Source organism: Kangiella sp. M94, assembly GCF_054926195.1.
Genome location: NZ_CM142903.1, coordinates 653,197 through 674,865, shown reverse-complemented (window position 1 = coordinate 674,865; position 21,669 = coordinate 653,197). Strand labels below are relative to the sequence as shown.

Below are 21,669 nucleotides of genomic sequence, written 5' to 3'. Positions count from 1 at the left end.
TCGTGGGCAGTTCATGAACTGCCCTACGGATTTATTAGTTTAGAAACTATTTACGGCAGCTGCACCAAGTGCTAACTGGTAAACAATCTGACTGACTTTCGTCCATAGATCTAAGCTGTTAACTCTATCAGTATCAAGTGGCACAACAATGGTATCACCAGGCTCCACTTGCGCCTCATTGTGTGTCAGCCATGCAGATTTATTCGGTAACACTACTGAACCATCCGCTTTTACGATATAAATTGCATCGCTGTTAGAAGTATCTTTTTCACCACCACTTCGGTCAATATAGTCTTCAAAATCTAAATTTTGATTATAAAGATGAGAAGTTGGTACCTGAACTTCTCCCACAACTGTCACTTCCTGCCTAAAGGCTGGAATGATGAGCCTGTCACCATCCTGTAAAACCACATCAGTTACGGTACCTTCTAGAACAGCATTTAAGTCCACCACTAAACGTCCCGTCGCTTCTGTCGTATCAAGTACATCAAGCAATGATTTAGCCTTGTTGACATCGGCAGACTTGCCTATATTTGATTGTTCAAGTTCGGTTGTAGCTATTTCTTGACGCAATCGATCTTGTAACGCTTTAATTTGCTCTTCTTCTCTTTCTCTTAATTCTTTTCTTGAAAAAACAGTCGCCTTGATATGAGCAAACTCACTGAAACCACCTACACGCTTCAATAACTGGGATAATGTTTCACCACGACGAATGGTGTATTGACCAGGGAATTTTACTTCTCCTTGCACCTCTACTCTCGCAATATCTCTATATTCAGGAGTTGCTTTGATAGTTAATCGATCATGTGGTTTTAAGCCAAATTTAACAGTACCGAGGAACTCTTGTTGCAAATCAATTGCCATGTGAGTAATGTCAGCCTGTTGAGGGTTGGAAAGATCTTGTCTGGTTATCTCTGCCTCCAATGTATATGCAGACTCAGAAAAGCCTCCTGCCAATTGGACCAAGTCAACAACCGTTAATCCATTGGATAAAGGATATTGGCCTGGGAATTTAACTGAACCATCGATCGCAACCACTTTTGCCGGAGACTCGAAGCTAGCTTGATTCTCTAACTCTTGATTAATTGAGGTTAAGACATTGTTTCTCAGTTCTAAAGTTAACTTCGACTTCAAATCTAACAACTCTTGCTCTTTTAAGTCTTTTTTCTTTTTCTCTTCTTTGCTTAAATACTCGTCAATCTCAGCATTCAACTCATCTGCATCAACAGTATTAGCTAATACCACTAATCTATCGCGAGGATGCAGTTTAATATTTTGTTCTGAAGATGGATTTTCAAGAACTTCTCTCAAACTGATCTTTAACGGCTGCAACTCGCCAAGAGAGCTTATTTCTCGAATAATTATTGCAGCATCGATATTGGCATTTTGCTTTAAATATTCAGTTCCTGGTATAACATCAGTTACACGCATACCATCTTTCCATGCCACCAACCCGGGGCGAAGTACATGACCTAACAGTTCAACAATATTTTCATTTCTCTCTGCTACGGGATAGACTTTAAGATGGTCACCACTTTTAATAGCTACAGACCTTCCTGCTGTTGTTAACAAGTTAATGTCTACAACGGTTTTTCGATTCTTATCATCAATTCGCTCAACTCGAACATCTTGGGCATAAGCGGTAGGCAGTAAACCTCCAGCCAGCTCGACCAATTCAGAAATTGTCTTCTCATGCTTAATTTCATAAATAGCCGGACGAACAACATCGCCCGCTACCGAGGCTGTCTTTTTAACAGAAGGAATAAAAATCACATCACCTGATTGCAAACGACGATCAGCTCTTGTATCGCCTCTCAATAGGAAGTCGTAAAGATCGATAGAACTAATCAGCTGACCGTTTCTTTTTAGCTGAATATTTCTTAATGAACCCACCTCTTTAACACCACCACTGACATACAAAGCATTCATCACGGTCGATAAAGATGACACCGTATAGGCGCCAGGCTTGTACGACTCACCTAGTACGAAAACTTGAATTGAGCGCAACTCTCCCAGACTGATGTTGGATTTAACGCCAATAAATTGCTCATTGATCTGTTGTGTTAGAGACTCTTTTAATTCGGTATAAGAAAGTCCTGCAACATTAATAGGGCCAAGTTGCGGGAACTGAATATCTCCACTACGAGAGACGGTGAGCTCGTAACTATTATTTTCTTTGCCGTAAAGCTGAACCTGTATTACGTCGCCAGGACCCACGACGTAATTGGAAGGAACTGGAATATCTGAAACTGGAGTATAAGTTGTTGGTAAGCCTGCAAAGAGATCATAGCCAAACTTTTCAAGTTCTTGATCCACTCGCGGAGTATCTTCTTTTTCTTTATCGCTTGCCTCTTTATCTTGACTACCATCATCAAGTGGGAACTGATCTAATTCTCTTGGAAGGATTGGGTTTACTGTAGGTTGCTGCTGATTACTAGCTGTGGTTTGGCTTTTTAATGAAGCACAAAGCGCATCGACATCATACCCAGCCGCACGTGCCATTTCTCTTTGTTGCGCGGAAGCATTCTCACATAATTGCTTGGCTTGTGATAAATCTTGTGCCGCCATGACAGATTGAGTGAGTAATACTCCTATACAAAGTATTAGACTAAATGATTTACCCAATAACTTATTCATTGATAACAGGCCCTTTAACAATAAAATACGGATTCAATAAAGACTCTTTTGCGTTATAAGTCAGTTCTTCGGTCTCTGAGTTTGTTGTTTCATCAAAAATGACGCAACGTCCACCTGCTGCATTCACTACGGCATGTGCCGCTGCGGTGTCCCACTCACAAGTGGGCCCTAACCGAGGGTACAAATCTGCTTTACCTTCTGCAACTGAGCACAACTTGAGAGAGCTACCCATTGGAATCATTTCATGATCAGGGTACCTCTTTAAATAGTCAGCCATAGCTGCAGACTGATGCGAACGACTGCCGACGACTCTTATAGATTTTTCTGCTCTAGAGGCTACGTTAATTTGCTCTAAACTTCCAGACTCAAGTTTCCAGGCGCCTAGCTCCTTTGAAGCATAATACAGAATATCGATAGCCGGGGCATAAACAACGCCTAAAACTGGTTCATTCTTATGTACCAAAGCAATGTTAACTGTGAACTCACCATTTTTCTTAATAAACTCTTTAGTACCATCAAGTGGATCAATCAGCCAATAAGTCTGCCATGATTGACGCTCATTCCAGGCAATATCAGCAGCCTCCTCAGACAGTACAGGGAAACCTGTATCTAATCTGGCAAGCTCGTTGATAATGTGATGATGCGAAGCCAGATCGGCTTCAGTGAGAGGGGATTGATCCGTTTTTTCGTAAATATCAAAGTCCTTTTCATAGATAACCATGATTTTTTTTCCTGCATCAATGGCTATCTTGTTAATTTTATTAATAAATTCTTGTTGTAAAAAAGTATTTGTATCCATATTATTCATGTTTTCCAAGCACGCTACCGCCCGTGGGTTTCGGTTCCCAAAGCACCTTCACGCTAGTCATACCAAGTCTGTTATACCCAGTTTTTTATGAATTTCTCGAAGCGCGCGCTATTATAGTCAATTGCTTGTTGAATGTAACCGCCAAATCTATATCAAATACCATTAACTTCGAAATACATTTTAAGCTTTTCTAAGCCTAGTGTTCTCAAGCTCCATTTCAGTCACTTTTCCTAAAATCGTCAATAGGACGATGGAGCGCTCTTCCCCGTTACTAATTTTAAAAATACCCTCGAGATCTTTAAACGGGCCTTCAGTGATAACCACCTTATCCCCTGTACTCGGCGCATTAGTTTCTGGCTGAGCATAGGTTGCATCAAGCAGTTTCAAATGCTCTAAAACTGAATCAGGAACTCTACCCGGCACCCCCCCAAAACGTACAAAATCGCGCACACCACGGGTGGAGCGGATCTTTACCCAATCCTGCCCGTTAGTTTGCAATTCAACGAATAAATAACCTGGGAATAATGCTTCTATAACTTTTTGCCTTTTGCCACGGATAATTTTCTCGACTTCTATGATTGGCAAAACACAGTTAATCTCTTGATTTTTAAGGTGTTCCTCGGCTCTTCGCTCTTGTTTCGGCTTTGAGTTAATTAAATACCAAGCCTTTTCGATACCACTCACTTTTTGGCGACCTTTATCTTTTTATTGAACTCTTCATTCTTATTGTTTAAATCCGTTAGAACCCCTTCAAACCCGACCTCATCAAAAGTAGATTGAAAATAATTCTGCTTCATTTTAATGAAGCTAATGCCTTGAAAACTAAAGTCATAAATCGTCCAGGCGGTGCCTTCCTTATAAATTTTTAGATCAATTGACAGGTCTGGAAGTGATGAACTGTTCAGAACAACGGTTAGCCACCCCTTGTTTTGCTTACTATTCAAGCGAATCGAGTCTACTGTTGCAATCTGGCCCTGATATTGACGCATCACTTCATATAAATAACGACGCATGGTTTCTTCGTAAGCTTTAATCAGCTCAGATTCTTGCTCAACCGTCAATTTGGACCAGCGCTCGGCACCTAACATGGCGCGAATCGTGTTCTTAGCTGACCAGACTGTGAGTAGCTCACTATCGACAAAAGTCATTAAGAGAGAGGGGGTTTGCAGGGCTTTTTTATGATTTTCCTGCATGAAGTCATTAATAGTGTCTAATTTATGCTGAAAGAACTGCTTTAAGCTCTGTTTATCCAGGCTCGCGTTTGCAGGCTGACTAAACAACCATAACAACACAAGCAGACTTAACTTGACTGTTTTTGCCATTTCCACTCCAGAAAACTCACTTGTTAAATCAACAAGTTAAACAATATTATTAGATATTCGAGCCACCATAGCCGAAACAAATGAACCTCGGCTTAATTTTCTTTTTCAGGTTGACTATACAACCTTGTACCAATCTCGGCATTGTAGCATCTGAGCAAGGAGTTAAACAAAGGTTCAATGACCTCTTTTGATTTGTGAAAAGGGTTTACTTTTTTGTACTCAAAGGGCTGAGGGCGAGCGCTGTTCGCCCCTATAGAAAAGGTGATAATTTAGATTTTAAGTTGATGATGCTCCCAAGAGGTAGAGAGCCAAACCTACTCTACAGTAGCTGTGACAAAGTAAATCCCAGCGAAACCTTCTCTCTGGGTGCAGCAAAAAACGAGATGGGTTACGGCCAGGGCCTAACCCATCCTATATTGATATTCCACCTATAAGCTCTGAACACAAAACAGGGCCACGTTGAGGGCGAACGCCATTCTCTATGCACTTGTCATTCCGTACTCCGATACGGAATCTGCTTTTGGCTCTTAACGAGCCCTAGGCTGGTGATGAACGGAGTGACTCCGAGTGAAGCCGACCCTCCTATAGGTACAACAAAGTAAGTCCCAGCAAGAAAATTCAGGTAGCCAAACTGGCTTCTCGCAGTTTTTGTATCTCGTCGCGCATTTTGGCTGCTTTTTCAAATTCGAGGTTTTTTGCGTACTGAAGCATTTCTTTTTCCATTTGAGCAATTTCCTTAACCGCATCGGCAAGAGATTTAACCTTATACTGACTGAGCTTTTCAGCCACTTTGCGACTTTTCTTGCTATGCCCGGTATCCATAACATCGGTAATTTTCTTACTGACACCAATAGGAGTAATGCCATGCTTTTCATTGTATTCTTTTTGAATCGTACGACGGCGATTGGTTTCACTTATAGCTCGCTCCATGGAACCAGTGATTCTGTCCGCATATAAAATGGCTTTACCACTCAAGTTCCGTGCGGCTCGACCAATAGTCTGAATAAGCGAACGCTCAGAGCGCAGGAAGCCTTCTTTATCGGCATCAAGTATTGCAACCAAGGATACTTCAGGCATATCCAGGCCTTCCCGTAACAGGTTGATGCCGACCAGTACATCAAACTCGCCCAAGCGTAAGTCACGAATGATCTCCATCCGCTCAACCGTGTCGATATCCGAATGAAGATATCGGACGCGAGCACCGTGCTCGGATAAATAGTCGGTTAAATCTTCCGCCATACGTTTAGTTAATGTTGTTACCAGGACGCGCTCATTTTTCTCAACACGAAGATGGATTTCCGACAGTAGATCATCCACCTGAGTTCCTACCGGGCGGATCTCCACTTCAGGATCAATCAAACCAGTCGGACGCACTACCTGCTCAACTATTTGTCCCGTATTTTCTTCTTCATACTTTCCCGGTGTTGCTGAAACAAATACGGTTTGCGGCGTAATCCGCTCGAATTCTTCGAACTTCAAGGGTCTGTTGTCCAACGCTGCTGGCAGTCGGAAGCCGTAATTAACAAGAGTTTCTTTACGCGAGCGATCACCTTTATACATGGCGCCAATCTGGGACACAGTCACGTGCGACTCATCGATAATCATCAACGCATCAGGCGGTAAATAATCCAATAAACAAGGTGGCGGTTCGCCGGGCTGTGCTCCAGACAGGTAACGTGAGTAGTTTTCGATGCCTGAGCAATAACCCAGCTCCTGCATCATCTCAATGTCAAACTTAACCCGCTGCTCAAGTCGCTGCGCCTCAACCAACTTATTCTGCTCGTAAAACTGAGCCAGCCGCTCTTTGAGGTCTACTTTAATCTGTTCAATAGCATCGAGTATGGTTTGGCGAGAAGTGACATAGTGGCTTTTCGGAAAAACGGTCACACGAGTCAGTCGCTTCAATACTTCACCCGTTAGCGGATCAAAGGTTTGAATGGTTTCCACTTCATCGTCAAACAGCTCAATCCGTATTGCATGTTTTTCCGATTCTGCAGGGTAAATATCAATCAGGTCACCGCGCACACGATAGGTAGCACGCTGCAGGTCAAATTCGTTACGAGTGTATTGAAGCTCGGCTAGACGTCTAAGAATGAATCGCTGGTCTACTGCATCGCCTACTTTCAGGTGCATCACCATGCTGTGGAAAGCTTTCGGATCACCCAGACCATAAATTGCAGATACCGAAGCCACGATGATGGTATCGCGTCGCTCTAATAAGGCTCGCGTTGCCGATAATCGCATCTGCTCAATATGCTCATTGATCGACGAGTCCTTTTCGATAAAGGTATCTGATGCTGCAACATAGGCTTCCGGTTGATAATAGTCGTAGTAAGAAACGAAGTACTCTACCGCGTTATTGGGGAAGAACTCCTTCATTTCTCCATAAAGCTGCGCCGCCAATGTCTTATTGGGCGCCATAATAATCGCGGGGCGACCACTCTGCGCAATTACATTGGCCATAGTATAGGTTTTACCTGAGCCAGTTACCCCAAGCAGAGTCTGGTGCGACAAACCGTCTTCTAGACCTTCCAGCAATTGCTTAATTGCTTTGGGCTGATCACCGGCTGGAGGGAACGGTGAATGAATATCAAATTGTTGGCTCATGACTTTTACTTATACACTCTTGTAAAACAACACTGCTAAAACTTGGGTGGGCGAAAAAGTTGGAGTATCATTGCCAGACATTCTCGCATACTCAACATCGATCAAACAAATTAAGGGGATACGGTGGCTATTCAACTTTCCGAACGTGTAAAACTTGTTAAACCATCACCAACGCTTGCGGTAGCTGCTAAAGCCAAAGAGCTTAAAGCTCTAGGTCGGCCTATCGTTGGATTGGGTACGGGTGAACCTGACTTTGATACACCGGACCATATTAAGCAAGCGGCTATTGATGCCATCAAAGCTGGCGCGACCAAGTATACACCGGTAGATGGTACTCCGGAGCTTAAACAAGCTGTTATCGACAAGTTCAAGCGTGATAATAACCTTGACTATCAAGCCAACCAGATCCTTGTATCATGTGGGGGCAAACAAAGTTTTTACAACCTTTGCCAAGCTCTAATCAATGATGGTGATGAGGTCATTATTCCTGCCCCATACTGGGTTTCCTATCCTGACATGGCCATCCTGGCAGGCGGCAAACCGGTCATCATTGAAACCACCATTGAGCAGCACCTGAAAATCACCCCGGAACAATTGCGAAACGCCATTACCGATAAAACTAAATTGTTTGTCATCAATAGCCCAAGCAATCCGACCGGCGTTGCCTATAGTAAAGAAGAGCTCAAAGCCCTTGCTGACGTACTGTTAGAGTACCCCAATATTGTAGTGGCCACTGACGATATGTATGAGCATATCCTTTGGACCGAACAGCCATTCGTCAACATTCTCAATGTCTGCCCGGAGCTTTACGATAGAACGATAGTATTGAATGGTGTATCCAAGGCCTACGCCATGACGGGCTGGCGCATTGGTTATGCAGGCGGCCCGGCTGACTTGATTGGCGCCATGAAAAAGATTCAATCACAAAGCACCTCGAATCCAGCGGCCCCGAGCCAGGCTGCAGCCACCGCTGCATTGGCTGGTGATCAGTCATGTATCAAGCCAATGCTAGAAGCTTTCAAGAAGCGACATGACTACCTGGTTCATGCCTTGAACAGTATCGAAGGAGTCACCTGTTTACCCAGCGACGGTACCTTCTATGCGTTCCCGAATATGCAGGGATTGATTGATAAGCATAATTGCGAATCCGATCTTGATTTTGCTGAACTGCTGATTGAAAAAGTGGATCTGGCACTAGTGCCTGGCTCAGCATTCGGAGCACCAGGCCACTTGCGCTTATCCTATGCCGCCAGCATGGAAACGCTTGAAGAAGCCATTCTAAGACTCAGTAAAATGGCCTAATTTTAAAAAAATCATCACTTGGGTGTTGACCGTAAAGCGAAATATGTCTATTATCTCGCCCCGTTCAGCACACAAAGTGACGGACGAATAATTCCCCCTTAGTTCAGTTGGTAGAACGGTGGACTGTTAATCCATATGTCGCTGGTTCGAGTCCAGCAGGGGGAGCCAAATTCAAAAGGCCTTACAGTAATGTAAGGCCTTTTTTATTGTCTGTCGAAAAAGTCTTCCTGATATCAAAATCATATAGGCACTATGTCACCAGTATGTCACCAGAGTTAGAATTTATATCTTATAGTAGATGAAAAATAATACGAACAACGCTACCTGCTTCTGCAAGTAGCGTTGTAAATGGAAAGGATTAACGCAACAAAATTAAAGGAATATTGCTGTTGCTGATCATGGTTTGAGTATTGCTGCCAAGGAAGAATTGGCGAACCCGTGAGTGACCATAAGCACCCATGATCATCATTTCAACACCAACTTTATGGCGATAGGCTTTTAATGCTTCGATAACTTCACCTTCAACTAACGCTGACTGAACCTTGTGGCCATGCTTTTTCAAAATATCAGTAGCCTGGTCTAGGGTTTGGTTGTTCTTGTCGTTATCGTCACCAACCATAACAATGTGCCCTTCCAATCCTTTCAGTAATGGACTGGCCGCGACACGGTCAATGGCCCTATTGGCAGTATCGCTACCATCATAAGCGATCAGGTAGTTCTTCGGTGCTTTGAACTCACCTACAGCGATGAGAATCGGCACATGCATTGCGCGGATGACGCTTTCCAGTTGCGAGCCGATAGTGTATGCAGAAACGTCATGATCTTCACCCAGCCGGCCTAACACCAACAACCGCATATCCGACTCAAGCTCGGTCAGTGACTCAAGCAGGCTACCATGGCGCTGTTGCATGAAAACATCATCAGCACCCTGTTCGACAGCTCGCTGGCGCGCATCTTCCAGCATATGCTTACCATGCTCCAATGCGATACGGCTTCGTTTCTCATCCAGTTCTGTAAGCTGCTCTAACAATGCTTCTCTTGCGCCTAATCCAATCGAACCTGACAGGTTTTCATTTTCAGGACTGACTGTTTTTTCTAGCACATGAAGCAGACTTAAAGGTGCTTCCAGTTTATTGCTCGCCCAAGCTGCTGCATCACACACTGAAGCCGACATGGCCGAACCGTCAATACAGGCAATTATATTTTTCATATCATTCTCCTTAAGTTCAGACTAATGCCCAGACATCAGCTTTTCAACTTCTTCAGGCTTATCATAAATACTAAACTTATCGACAACCGTTTTCGACGCTTCGTTCAAGCCAATGACATTGACCTGGGTACCTTCTCGGCGAAACTTTATCACCACACTATCTAACGCCCCGACCGCTGAGATATCCCAGAAGTGCGCGTGAGTTAAGTCGATGGTCACTTCCTCGATAGCTTCTTTAAAATCAAAGGAGTTAACAAACTTCTCAGCAGAAGCAAAAAATACCTGTCCTACCACTTCATAATAGCGCGAAATGGTACCTTGTTCACTTTGACGCTTGATAACCATAAAACGACTAATTTTATTAGCGAAGAACAGTGATGCCATCAAGACACCAACGAACACACCGATTGCAAGGTTGTGCGTAATAACAACTACCACAACGGTAGCGACCATCACCAGATTAGTCGACATTGGGTGCTTTTTCATATCTTTAATTGATGACCAGGAGAAGGTCCCGATAGACACCATCACCATCACAGCGACCAATGCCGCCATTGGGATTAAACTGATCCATTCATCAAGAAAGACCACTAATATAATTAAGACTATACCTGCAATAAAAGTAGATAGGCGGCCTCGGCCACCAGACTTAACATTAATCACTGACTGGCCAATCATGGCACAACCGGCCATGCCGCCCATCAAGCCTGCACCGATATTGGCAATACCCTGCCCTTTACACTCGCGGTTCTTGTTGCTTGGAGTATCGGTTAAATCATCAACAATACCTGCTGTCATCAATGACTCCAGCAAACCAACCACAGCCAGTGCAGCGGATGTTGGGAAGATAATCATTAACGTCTCGAGGTTGAGTGGCACATCAGGCCATAAGAAAATTGGCAAGGTGTCTGGCAGCTCACCCTTACTGCCAACATTTGGAATTTCCCAACCCAAAGCAACCACAGCGATGGTGAGCCCCACAATACAAATAAGTGGGGAAGGTATCACTTTGCCAACAACTGGAATCAACGGAAATAGGTAAATAATGGCCAATCCTACGGCAGCAACCAAATAAACATGCCAGGTGACATCAATCAACTCGGGAACTTGAGCCATGAAAATCAAAATGGCCAAGGCATTGACGAAACCTGTCACCACCGAACGAGAGACAAAGCGCATCAAGCCATCAAGGCGTAAATAACCTGCTGCAATCTGTAAAATACCGGTCAGCACTGTTGCCGCCAACAAGTATTGAAGTCCATGCTCTTTAACCAGCGTCACCATGAGTAGTGCCATAGCACCGGTGGCCGCCGATATCATCCCCGGACGACCGCCGACAAAGGCGATAATGACTGCAATGCAGAAAGAGGCGTATAAGCCAATTTTGGGGTCTACTTCAGCAAGAATAGAAAAGGCTATAGCCTCCGGAATCAAAGCTAGAGCAACCACTAAACCGGCGAGCAGATCGCCTCTGATGTTTGAGAACCAGTCTCTCTTGATAGTTTGTAGCATTGTAATAACCGTAAAATAAGAACAACAATAATGTCGTTATAAAAACTCAATAGGAAATACTCGCGGCCAGTGGCGAGTTGGAGTGATAACTAGAGCGTGTTGACCTTTGCTGTTCGTTTTTGCAGCTGTTTGTTTGGATTTTATACAAGGCATCGTGTGTGAGGTGTAGCCACTCTTCCATCCACACGCGATAACACAGTAGAAAAGCCAAACAAACGCTGCCCTTCGGGTTCAATCAAAAGCGCCCTGCTCTTTGTTGCTCGTCATTACCCTAGAATGACTAGGCTACATAACGAGCGTCGCGATCAGTACGCTTTTGTTTTAAACAAAAATTGAACCACAAAGGTCAACACGCTCTGGGATTGTTATCTTAGGAAAAAGTGTGCGCTATGGCGGACTAATGAGCATGGGAACTCGGTAACTGGCAAAAAAGAGCGCGGAGTTTACCAGCCCCTAGCATTGATTACAAATTGACTTGATGTGAGTCAAATATGAATAACGGGCATTTAACAGTAGATAATGAAGCAAATCTGACTTGAGAAGCACCTGATTAGCCTTCCCTACCCAATTCCAGCATCATGAAGTCTGTTTATAACATTTTAGAATACAATGACCTCTTACAATGCCCACTGAGCACATATAGCGCCTTAAGAGCATCTAACCCCTTAATTTCAGGCAAAAAAAAGCCGAGAACGTGTCTCGGCCAAATCCCACCATATAGCTGAAGGAAAACTGTTTACGGTCAAAACCGTATCTCTGAAATCGAAACTTATGCTTCACTACAATTCATTACTTTATTTGTGTTTCACTCTGTGATACAAATAGCTAACGAATGCATTTCAGAACTTGGTTTAAATAATAATGCATATATGCATACAAATCAAACCGAATTTGCATCTTTTTTAGGAAACCTCAATGAGCGAAATAATTGATCAACTAAAACAACTCATGCAAAGTCTGGGTGAAACAGACTATTCCATGCAGCACAAGGCTCACATTAGCCAATCGACTATTTATCGGATTTTGGAGGGGAAAACATCTGATCCAGGTGTTCACAAAATCGATGGTCTGGCTAGAGCTCTAGGATATCGTCTGTCTTTAGTACCGATGAGTGAATATTACACTCAGGTGGACTATGGGGCAGAAGTCGATACCTTAGGTAAAATCATTGCCTTAGTAGAGTCCCTCTCTCTTACTCGTGGCATCAACCTTTCTCCAGAAGAAAAAGCTGAACTGATCCTTTCCAACTACCGTGCTAATAGTAGTAAAGAAGAGCTTGGTGTTCGGATTGCAAATCTGAAATGAGGTAATCAATCGGGACAGTGCTTGAAATAACTTTACAGATAAGGTTATCGAAAGACAGACAAACCAAAGGCCTGCAGTTGCAGGCCTTTTTTATGCTTTGATATTAGGACGACTAAGTTCTGGTGAATCCAGCTGGACCAGGCGCTTTAGTGCTTTGTAATTGAACGGGCTTTAGAAAACCACGAGATTGAATGATTTTTCGATTGTTTACTTCAAACTCTTGTAGCTTTTGGTTCCACAATAGGATTTCGCGCAACTTGTCTTTCTCAGGCAGGCTGCTTGATTCTATCTGTGAATATTCCTGAAGCAGGCGCAAACCAATCATATCAGCTCTTTGAAAAGCCGATAAATCGATTACGTTACCATTAGACTCATATTCGCTATCAAGCGAATACTCATCATAAGGAACGTCTATTCGTCCGCGATAAGCTTTCAGGATTAGCCAAAACAGCGCTGCTGCGAACGCTGCTAACACTAAACCGTAGGCCAAAAATAGTAATGCCATTGATTTTTCTTCCTAATGTTACCACCAGCTGTTTAACCACCGGTGTTAATAAAGCTAATATGATGCAGAAATTCACTGAGTTAATTGCAAATGATTGTACGCTAACTATCACCTCTAAATCAGTGTAATGTCTTTCTATAAATCTTAGTATATTTATCAAAATAGCAATCGTAGTTACTATTGACACTGCAAACTCTTCTTTTAAAACTCTTCCCGTAGAAACGGCTTTATAAGCAACATAAAGCAATATGAAGATATCTGTAACCATCCATGAAATATACCAAATGTACTTGGCAAACTCGTGACTCCATAAGAACGAAGTTAGGTTCCAGTTTAAGAACTGAATTACTAAAAGAATAATAGAGAAAGTAAGGAGCCTATTATTTTTTGTGAAAAGTAAATGTAAAAAAACACAACCTAAGAGTGACATCATAAATATGTCACTCATTAAGTTGTTAAGATCAAAGTTGTTTATAATACTTTGTATCAATTCTCTTTCTCTTTAGTTGGGTCCTCACCAGGTTCTCCACCACCGCTACCAGTATATACGCTGGTAATTGGTGCTTGGTCAAACACAGGTGCTTCAAAATTTACTGGCTCTGAGATAGATAAATAGCAGATCATAGCGATAGTTTCAAACATAATATTTTCCTCTTTATTGGATGATTTCGTAAAAAAAAGCCTATAGAATTTACTCACATAGCATTAAGAAAAACAAATTACATAGGGAATACTCTGTAACTAATTGCTTTTTAAAGAAATTTTTTACAATTCTCATTTTTGCAATCTGTTTTACCTGTTCAAATTTTAGCCAGACTTGATAATTAAAAGTGTGAACTAAATTTTACATTTGATAAAAATATTTTATGACACAATTTATTAAAAGATACGCTTTTGCATTAGCTGCAAGTCATATTTGCATTATTAGCTACCTTCTTTTGCCTCAATCTAGCTTATGGATGGCTTATGATCGAGGTTTAGTTGAATCAGGCCAATGGTGGAGATTAATAACAGCAAATCTAGTTCACCTTGGCGGATGGCATACTCTGATGAATCTTGCCAGTCTTTGGCTGATTAGTTTTATCTTTCATCCCCTACTAAAACCTGGTTACTGGATCGCATGGGTGCTTCTTCTTTACTTCACTAACATTCTTGCCATGCACTTATGGACTCCGCACATTATTCACTATGTTGGCATGTCGGGCGCTTTATACGGCTTAATCGCTGCCTGCGCTACCGCAGAGTTGCGATTGGGGGTTAAGTTAAGTGGGTTACTACTTATCATCGTGGGAGTTAAAATCTTCTTACCACAAATTATCGGTGTCGAATCTGAGTATGATCAGTTTCTGGGTGGTGCTGTGGTAGAAGAGTCCCACATTATTGGTTTCATCGAAGGCATTATTCTGGGGCTGATCTGGCCGAAAAACTTGCTGAAAGGCCCCGCCTTGCAATCTATGTTGAAATCTAAACAGGCTTCTAAGTAGCCTAAAGCTTCCTGAATTACTTATTCGATGAGTTAGCAATCAAGTGCCAAACAATAAAAGTGAAACAAAAAAAGCCCAAAACAATTTGGGCTTTATACTCTGAACTACAGTTTAATCTTGCTTTTATTTTTATCGACCGTTTTCTGTCCAATCCCTTTTACAGCAGTTAATTCATTAGCTGACTTGAAAGGGCCGAACTTTTCCCGGTATTCGATTATAGCCTCAGCCTTTTTCGCTCCCACACCGACTAAAACTTTGGACAACTGCTTGGCATCTGCACTATTAATATTAACGGTACTTGAAACCTGTTGTCCTGATCCTTGGCTGTTAGCAGCAGATAGGCCACCTCTTTCCTTGGCGGCTAAAACTTGAGTATTGGCAGCTATTACTAATGATAGGATTAAAGCTAGTTTTTTCATGATTATCTCCTTGTTTTTAATATCCTTTTTGTCGTCATCTTGCGACAGACAGGAGAATAATCTCAGGAGGTACTATTTACAACTAGCTCACAATGCTTTCAGAAATCTCGTACAGGGCTTTTAGTGGATCGCTAGCCTTGGTTATTGGTCGACCTATGACCAGGTAGTCAGAACCCGCCACAATGGCTTGTTCAGGGGTCATAATGCGGCTTTGATCACCTATCTCACTGCCAGGAGGCCGAATTCCTGGAGTAACGAGCTTAAAGTCCTTACCCAGTTGTTCTTTTAGCCTTCTGGCTTCCCAGGCAGAGCATACAACACCGTCTAAACCTGCTGATTTGGATATGCTGGCTAAATGCTCCACCTGCTCTGGTAAATCACGCTTAAAGCCAATCTCACTATAAGCGACCTCGTCCATGCTGGTCAGCAAGGTAACAGCTATCAATAGTGGGCGATTATCACACTGTTCAATAGCCTGGCGGGCGGCATGCATCATCTTACTTCCACCAGAAGCGTGCACATTTACCATCCAAACTCCAAGCTCAGCGGCGGCTTTACAAGCCTTAGCAACTGTATTTGGAATATCGTGAAATTTGAGATCAAGAAAAACCTTAAAGTCCCTTCTAACTAGCTCCTTAACAAAGTCAGGCCCAAACAAGGTAAACATTTCTTTACCGACCTTTAAGCCACACAACTCGGGTTTTAATTTATCAACTAGTTCCAGTGCTTGCTGCTGATTATCATAATCCAGAGCGACCAGAATTTTAGGTTCGGACATACTCTTACTCGCCTTCTATACCTTTTATGGGTTTAACAGAACTCCACTCTTTACAGCTAGGACATTGCCAGTAAATCGCCTTGGCATGAAAACCACAGTTCTGACATTCATATCGGGGTTTTCTTGCAAGCAACTTCTCTACAATACCATCAAGCAGTTGTAGGCTTGGTTTAGCAGAGTCATGCGCATGCTCAATATGCAGGGAAATCAGTCTATGCAGACCTTTTAGGGAGGGTTTTTCTTGCAGATATTGCCCTATCAGTAGAGCTGCAGCTTTATCGCCCTGCTCCTTCTGCACAATCTTGGAAAGTTCGATGAGTAATGAAACGCCTGCGTTCTGTTCCAGGCTTTCATTCAGAAAGTGTTTGTATCCTTTGTGATCATTTTGCGCATTATAAGCCTCTGCAATTTTCGGCAAAGCTTCTGGCAGAAAGGCTATATCCTGCTTAAGAATGCGCTGGTAAGATTTAATCGCCTGTTTAAAATTCTTTTGCTGCAAATAAATATCGCCCTGCAGAATACTGGCTCTTACAGAGTCGGCATTAATGGATAGTGCTTTTTTTATATTAGTCAGGGCCGCTTTTACATCGCCTTCGGAGTGCTTTTGATCAGCAAGTTCACAATAAAAATGGGCAAGTGGCTTGGATTGCTCTTCACCCATAGTTGATTGCAGCTGCTCTGCAATTTTAGCAGCCTGATCCCAATCTTTAGTGAGCTGATAAATATTGAGGAGTTGATGCAAGGATTCTGATTTGTGCTCCGGGTCAGCTAACAACTCATTAAACAGACTGACAGCCCGGTCATACATACCCACAGCATTGTAATCCAGGCCTAACTGATACAAAGCCGTGTTACGGTCTTCTGTTTTCAATTGAGGTCTTGCGATTAGGTTCTGATGAAGTCTGATAGCGCGGTCAACCTCTCCTCGTTTACGGAAAAGGTTGCCAAGAGCCAGATGTGTTTCGACAGTATCGGTATCGACTGTGAGCAGGTCTATAAAAGTATCAACCGCTTTATCCGCCTGCTCATTTAAAAGATAATTAAGGCCTTTGATGTAATTACTGGATAGGCTGGAGGAAGAACCTTTTTGCTCTTTACGCTGCTTACGCCCTATACGGTAACCAGAATATGCGGCAATGGGAAGTAGCGCCAACACCCCATACAAAAACCATTCATTCATTTCAGAGTGAATCCTTGACCGGTGCAGTCCTCAAGTTCTTCAATTCTTGCTCAGCTTTATTCAACCTGCTCTGACAGCGTTTGAGTTTAACTCTTAGTTTAAGAATCGCAATGGTCATCGCCAAAATACCCAGTACCAGACCAATTAAGGCGACCCAGAAAATGAGAGTGGAAAGAGCTAACTCCGATTCACCAAACAAATAGTCAACCACAATAGGTTGATTATTGTTTAAAGCAAATACTGTGCTAACTATCAGTAAAGCGATGAAGAGTATTATCGCGAAGAGTTGTCGCAAAGGAATTCTCCGTTTTCTTCAGAAGTGATTATTTCACAAGCAATTATGTCAAAACAGGTTATGGCTTTATCGGTTTATCCTGACCATCGTTCACACGCTCACGCAACTCTTTGCCTGGCTTGAAGTGCGGAACATATTTGCCATCCAGTCTGACCGACTCTCCTGTTTTTGGATTACGGCCTACACGTGGTGCACGGTAGTGAAGCGAAAAGCTACCAAAACCACGGATCTCAATGCGGTCTCCATCAGCCAGAGATTCCGACATTTGATCTAACATGGATTTCACTACCAGTTCGACATCACGTACTGATAGCTGTGGATTTTTATCCACTAAGCGCTCTATCAATTGCGATTTTGTCATGGGCATTATCCTTACGTCGTTAAACCTTATGCTTACAGTATGGTGGATTTTACCTGAAAATGCACCTAACTGTTTTAATTATATGACCTTTTTTACACTTTTAATAGGTACAAAAAAGCCCGGCATATGCCGGGCTTGATTTGGATCATGCTACTAAAAGCAATCAATAAGCGATTATTCGTCGCCTAATTGCTCTTTCAACAAGTCACCTAGAGTTGATGGAGCAGAAGAATCGTTGCTGAATTCTTTAATTGCAGCAGCTTCTTCAGCCGCATCTTTCGCCTTAATAGAAAGGTTCAAGTTGCGGTTTTTCTTGTCAACGCCCATAAACTTGGCTTCAACTTCATCACCAACGCTTAGGTGTTTACTGGCATCTTCAACACGGTCAGTGCTGATATCTGAAGCACGTACATAACCGTCAATGCTGTCAGCTAATTCAATCAATGCACCTTTAGCATCAACTTCTTTAACCTTACCTTTAACAACAGTACCTTTTGGATGCTCAGACAAGTACTCAGCCAATGGATCTGAATCTACTTGTTTGATTCCTAAGGAAATACGCTCACGTTCCGCGTCAACTGCTAGTACAACAGCTTCAACTTCGTCGCCTTTCTTGAAGTCACGTACAGCTTCTTCGCCAGGAACTGTCCATGAAATATCAGACAAGTGAACCAAGCCGTCAATTCCGCCATCAAGACCAATGAAGATACCAAAGTCAGTAATAGACTTGATGCTACCCTTAACTTTGTCACCTTTGTTGTGAGTTGCAGCAAATTCATTCCAAGGATTAGGCACACACTGCTTAACACCTAGAGAAATACGACGACGCTCTTCATCGATATCAAGAACCATAACTTCCACTTCATCACCTAAGTTAACAACCTTAGATGGGTGGATGTTTTTGTTAGTCCAATCCATTTCAGAAACGTGAACCAAACCTTCAACACCGTCTTCAATTTCAACGAAACAACCATAATCAGTAAGGTTAGTGACACGACCTTGTAGGCGTGCGCCTTCTGGATAACGGTCATTGATATCAACCCATGGATCTGAACCCAATTGCTTGATACCTAATGATACACGGTTACGCTCACGGTCAAATTTAAGAACCTTAACGTCAATTTCGTCACCGACCTGAACTACTTCGCTTGGGTGCTTGATGCGCTTCCAAGCCATATCAGTGATGTGTAGCAAGCCATCAATACCGCCTAAGTCTACAAATGCACCGTAATCAGTAAGGTTCTTAACGATACCTTTAAGCTCTGAACCTTCTTCCAGGTTCTCAAGAAGCTCTTCACGCTCAGCACTGTTTTCAGACTCGATAACAGCACGACGAGAAACCACTACGTTGTTACGCTTTTGGTCTAGTTTGATAACTTTAAAGTCAAGCTCAACACCTTCAAGGTGTGTTGTATCACGTACTGGACGAACGTCTACCAATGAACCTGGCAAGAACGCACGAATCGATTGAACGTCAACTGTGAAACCACCTTTAACTTTACCAGTGATAACACCTTTAACTGTTTCATTCGCTTCATGGGCAGCTTCCAGAACACCCCAAGCCGCAAAACGCTTCGCGCGCTCACGTGATAGGCGTGTTTCACCAAAACCATCTTCAACCGCATCCAAAGCAACTTGTACTTCGTCGCCAACAGAAACTTCAAGCTCACCCGAATCATTCAAGAATTGATTACGTGGGATAACGCCTTCTGATTTCAAACCAGCGTTTACAACAACTACTTCGTTGTCAATATCAACCACCACACCAGTGATGATTGCACCTGGACGCATTTCTACGTTTGCTAAACTTTCTTCAAAAAGTTGTGCGAAATTTTCGCTCATTCGTTAGTACCTGATAATCTTTGCCGAAAAACCGAATACCGGGAAATCGAACAAAGGCTTGTTTAAATCACCACACTATGGTCCTATAGTCATGGGTCAGTTAGTTAAGCTAACTCATTCATCCGTGCAAGCTAGCGTAAAAAAATTATTCAGAAAACCCTATAAAATCAAGAATTTGCTGAACCACCTCATCGATGGTCAAGTCTGAGCTATCAATAACAAAAGCACCCTCTGCCGGCACCAATGGGGCCACAGTCCGAGTGCGATCACGCTCATCTCTATCGATGATGCTTTTTAAAAGGTGCGAAATGTTAGCATCTACGCCCTTTTCGATCAACTGTTTATAGCGTCTTTCCGCCCGTATTTCGGGGCTTGCGGTCAAGAAAACCTTGTGTTCGGCATCAGTAAAAACGACTGTGCCCATGTCTCGCCCATCTGCCACCAGGCCGGGCTCTTGTCTAAACTTACGCTGGCGCGTCAATAAGGCCTCTCTGACTTCGGGTATCGTTGCAATTTTAGAAGCCATGGCACTGGTTTCGTCCAATCGTAATTTGACACCCACGTCTTCGCCATTTAGTAAAACTTTCTGTTCGCCATCAGGTTGTGGCTCAAATACCACATCCAGCTCCAAAGCCGCCTGCGCAACCGCTTTGATGTCTTCAGGCTCTATCCCCTGCTGAATTACCGACAAAGCCGTTAAGCGGTACAAGGCGCCGCTATCCAATAAATGATAGCCGAGCTTTGTTGCAAGAATTTGACTAATGGTGCCTTTACCGGAACCACTGGGCCCATCAATGGCAATGACAGGCACATGTTTATTGTCTGCATTCATAGATGATTACTTAGTCATTTCGCGTAAGACACGGATAAACTTAGCATTTTCCTCTTCAAGGCCAATACTGATACGCAAATGATTCGGCATTTCATAATTGCCCACTGGACGAACAATCACCCCCTGCTCCAACATTTGCTGATACAAAGGACCCGCAGCCTGTTTCATATCAACTGTAATGAAGTTAGTTACTGAAGGAATATAGTCGTATCCAAGCTCATCAAACGCAGAGATCAATTGCTGCATGCCAGATTTATTGACATCCAACGCTTTTTGCAGATACGCATGGTCATCTAACACAGCTTCTGCCGCTGCTAATGCCAAAGAGTTCATATTGAATGGCTGACGTGGACGGTTAATCAGACCAGTAATTTCTTCATTGGCTACCGCATAACCGGCGCGAACTCCCGCCAGGCCGTAAGCCTTTGAGAAAGTACGGGTCACAATCAAGTTGGGATATTCTTTAATCCATGGGATCGTTTGAGGGTACTCGGCATCTTCGACATATTCGTAATAGGCTTCATCAACCACCACAATCACGTCTTGTGGAACCTTGTCCATAAAAGCTTTCAGGTCAGTTTTATTAACCCAGGTGCCGGTAGGATTATTTGGGTTGGCAATGAAAATCATGCGTGTGTTCGGTGTAATTGCCGCGGCGGTCGCTTCGAGGTCATGGCCCCAGTCTTTTGCCGGGATAACTACTTTCTTAGCGCCAATCGCTTGCGTCACAATCGGATAAACCACAAACGCGTGTTGCGAATAAATCACTTCATGCTCAGGAGCGACAAATACGCGCGCAATCAGCTCAAGTACATCATTCGAGCCATTGCCTAGCGTAATCTGACCAATGCCCACACCCAAGCGCTCAGCCAACTTGGCTTTCAGGTAATATCCATTGGCGTCAGGATAGCGAGCCAAATCGGAAAACTCTTTCTCCATGGCTGCTTTTGCTTTAGCGCTAATACCAATAGGGTTTTCATTACTTGCCAGCTTGACAATATTTGTAATGCCCAACTCTCTCTCCAACTCAGAAATAGGTTTTCCCGGTTGGTATGGGTGTAATTCCTGAACACCTTTATTGGCCAAAGCGATAAAATCACAACTCATAACTTACTCCAGTCTCTTAAACTTTAAATACACCCGAACCTTGGGCGTCTCGGTCAATTCTTAGAAATGGCCGCCATTATCCTTGAAACTCACCAGATTTTCACCCCTTAAGACTTAAAACATAACCACACTAGCTTGCGCTGGATTTTCGTTAATTTAATGG

20 protein-coding genes and 1 tRNA gene are annotated in these 21,669 nt (G+C 43.1%); 4 read left to right on the top strand and 17 right to left on the bottom strand.

Translation table 11 applies throughout. The features are described from left to right. Nucleotides 1-39: 39 nt before the first annotated feature. The 5 genes from ACYTXU_RS03180 to uvrB form a co-directional block, all read right to left on the bottom strand. Entirely contained in the window at nt 40-2,637 is a 2,598-nt protein-coding gene (locus tag ACYTXU_RS03180) for an SLBB domain-containing protein (protein WP_462208302.1), read from the bottom strand. Next, on the bottom strand, nt 2,630-3,436 hold the full coding sequence (cysQ, locus tag ACYTXU_RS03175) for a 3'(2'),5'-bisphosphate nucleotidase CysQ (protein WP_462208301.1): 807 nt from the start codon (nt 3,434-3,436) through the stop codon (nt 2,630-2,632). The genes ACYTXU_RS03180 and cysQ overlap by 8 nt, the downstream gene beginning before the upstream one ends. Before the next feature lie 189 nt (nt 3,437-3,625). Then, nucleotides 3,626-4,129, bottom strand: a complete 504-nt coding sequence (gene rfaH / locus ACYTXU_RS03170; protein ID WP_462208299.1) for a transcription/translation regulatory transformer protein RfaH — start codon at nt 4,127-4,129, stop codon at nt 3,626-3,628. After that, nucleotides 4,126-4,767 (bottom strand): MlaC/ttg2D family ABC transporter substrate-binding protein, encoded by a 642-nt coding sequence (locus ACYTXU_RS03165; RefSeq protein ID WP_462208298.1) that lies wholly within the window; start codon nt 4,765-4,767, stop codon nt 4,126-4,128. The genes rfaH and ACYTXU_RS03165 overlap by 4 nt, the downstream gene beginning before the upstream one ends. A 618-nt stretch (nt 4,768-5,385) precedes the next feature. After that, nucleotides 5,386-7,374: an excinuclease ABC subunit UvrB gene (gene uvrB, locus ACYTXU_RS03160; protein ID WP_462208296.1), complete on the bottom strand. Its 1,989-nt coding sequence runs from the start codon at nt 7,372-7,374 to the stop codon at nt 5,386-5,388. 123 nt (nt 7,375-7,497) lie between these two features. On the opposite strand from uvrB, the gene ACYTXU_RS03155 reads away from it, so the two are divergent. Both ACYTXU_RS03155 and ACYTXU_RS03150 read left to right on the top strand, forming a co-directional pair. Further along, entirely contained in the window at nt 7,498-8,676 is a 1,179-nt protein-coding gene (locus ACYTXU_RS03155) for a pyridoxal phosphate-dependent aminotransferase (RefSeq protein ID WP_462208294.1), read from the top strand. A gap of 92 nt (nt 8,677-8,768) precedes the next feature. Next, nucleotides 8,769-8,844: transfer RNA gene (locus ACYTXU_RS03150), tRNA-Asn, on the top strand. A gap of 190 nt (nt 8,845-9,034) precedes the next feature. Here the strand turns inward: ACYTXU_RS03150 and ACYTXU_RS03145 are convergent. Then, on the bottom strand, nt 9,035-9,886 hold the full coding sequence (locus tag ACYTXU_RS03145; RefSeq protein ID WP_462208292.1) for a universal stress protein: 852 nt from the start codon (nt 9,884-9,886) through the stop codon (nt 9,035-9,037). A 21-nt stretch (nt 9,887-9,907) separates the two neighbouring features. Then, on the bottom strand, nt 9,908-11,398 hold the full coding sequence (locus tag ACYTXU_RS03140; protein WP_462208290.1) for a SulP family inorganic anion transporter: 1,491 nt from the start codon (nt 11,396-11,398) through the stop codon (nt 9,908-9,910). A gap of 915 nt (nt 11,399-12,313) precedes the next feature. Here ACYTXU_RS03140 and ACYTXU_RS03135 point away from each other — a divergent pair. Continuing rightward, on the top strand, nt 12,314-12,703 hold the full coding sequence (locus ACYTXU_RS03135; protein WP_462208288.1) for a helix-turn-helix domain-containing protein: 390 nt from the start codon (nt 12,314-12,316) through the stop codon (nt 12,701-12,703). Nucleotides 12,704-12,815: 112 nt separating this feature from the next. Here the strand turns inward: ACYTXU_RS03135 and ACYTXU_RS03130 are convergent, their stop codons facing one another. Further along, nucleotides 12,816-13,208: a hypothetical protein gene (locus tag ACYTXU_RS03130; protein WP_462208287.1), complete on the bottom strand. Its 393-nt coding sequence runs from the start codon at nt 13,206-13,208 to the stop codon at nt 12,816-12,818. A gap of 486 nt (nt 13,209-13,694) precedes the next feature. After that, entirely contained in the window at nt 13,695-13,850 is a 156-nt protein-coding gene (locus tag ACYTXU_RS03125; RefSeq protein WP_462208285.1) for a hypothetical protein, read from the bottom strand. A 224-nt stretch (nt 13,851-14,074) separates the two neighbouring features. On the opposite strand from ACYTXU_RS03125, the gene rrtA reads away from it, so the two are divergent. Continuing rightward, nucleotides 14,075-14,692 carry a rhombosortase gene (gene rrtA, locus ACYTXU_RS03120; RefSeq protein ID WP_462208283.1) on the top strand — a complete coding sequence of 206 codons (618 nt, stop codon included), beginning with the start codon at nt 14,075-14,077 and terminating at the stop codon, nt 14,690-14,692. 104 nt (nt 14,693-14,796) lie between these two features. On the opposite strand, the gene ACYTXU_RS03115 is transcribed toward rrtA, so the two are convergent. The 8 genes from ACYTXU_RS03115 to hisC form a co-directional block, all read right to left on the bottom strand. Continuing rightward, a complete protein-coding gene (locus ACYTXU_RS03115) occupies nt 14,797-15,111 on the bottom strand; it encodes a ComEA family DNA-binding protein (protein ID WP_462208282.1) in 315 nt (104 codons plus the stop codon). 82 nt (nt 15,112-15,193) lie between these two features. Then, nucleotides 15,194-15,889, bottom strand: coding sequence for an orotidine-5'-phosphate decarboxylase (pyrF, locus tag ACYTXU_RS03110; protein WP_462208281.1), 696 nt, complete (start codon nt 15,887-15,889; stop codon nt 15,194-15,196). Nucleotides 15,890-15,893: 4 nt separating this feature from the next. Then, on the bottom strand, nt 15,894-17,069 hold the full coding sequence (gene lapB, locus ACYTXU_RS03105; protein WP_462208279.1) for a lipopolysaccharide assembly protein LapB: 1,176 nt from the start codon (nt 17,067-17,069) through the stop codon (nt 15,894-15,896). Between the two features lies 1 nt (nt 17,070). Continuing rightward, the gene (locus tag ACYTXU_RS03100) at nt 17,071-17,364 is read right to left on the bottom strand and encodes a LapA family protein (RefSeq protein ID WP_462208277.1); all 294 of its coding nucleotides are present in this window, start codon (nt 17,362-17,364) and stop codon (nt 17,071-17,073) included. Nucleotides 17,365-17,422: 58 nt separating this feature from the next. Then, the gene (gene ihfB / locus ACYTXU_RS03095; protein ID WP_462208275.1) at nt 17,423-17,725 is read right to left on the bottom strand and encodes an integration host factor subunit beta; all 303 of its coding nucleotides are present in this window, start codon (nt 17,723-17,725) and stop codon (nt 17,423-17,425) included. Between the two features lie 174 nt (nt 17,726-17,899). After that, complete coding sequence (gene rpsA / locus ACYTXU_RS03090) at nt 17,900-19,567, bottom strand: 30S ribosomal protein S1 (RefSeq protein ID WP_462208273.1); 1,668 nt, start codon at nt 19,565-19,567, stop codon at nt 17,900-17,902. 145 nt (nt 19,568-19,712) lie between these two features. After that, on the bottom strand, nt 19,713-20,399 hold the full coding sequence (gene cmk, locus ACYTXU_RS03085; protein WP_462208271.1) for a (d)CMP kinase: 687 nt from the start codon (nt 20,397-20,399) through the stop codon (nt 19,713-19,715). A 6-nt stretch (nt 20,400-20,405) separates the two neighbouring features. Beyond that, nucleotides 20,406-21,506, bottom strand: a complete 1,101-nt coding sequence (hisC, locus tag ACYTXU_RS03080) for a histidinol-phosphate transaminase (protein WP_462208270.1) — start codon at nt 21,504-21,506, stop codon at nt 20,406-20,408. Nucleotides 21,507-21,669 lie beyond the last annotated feature (163 nt).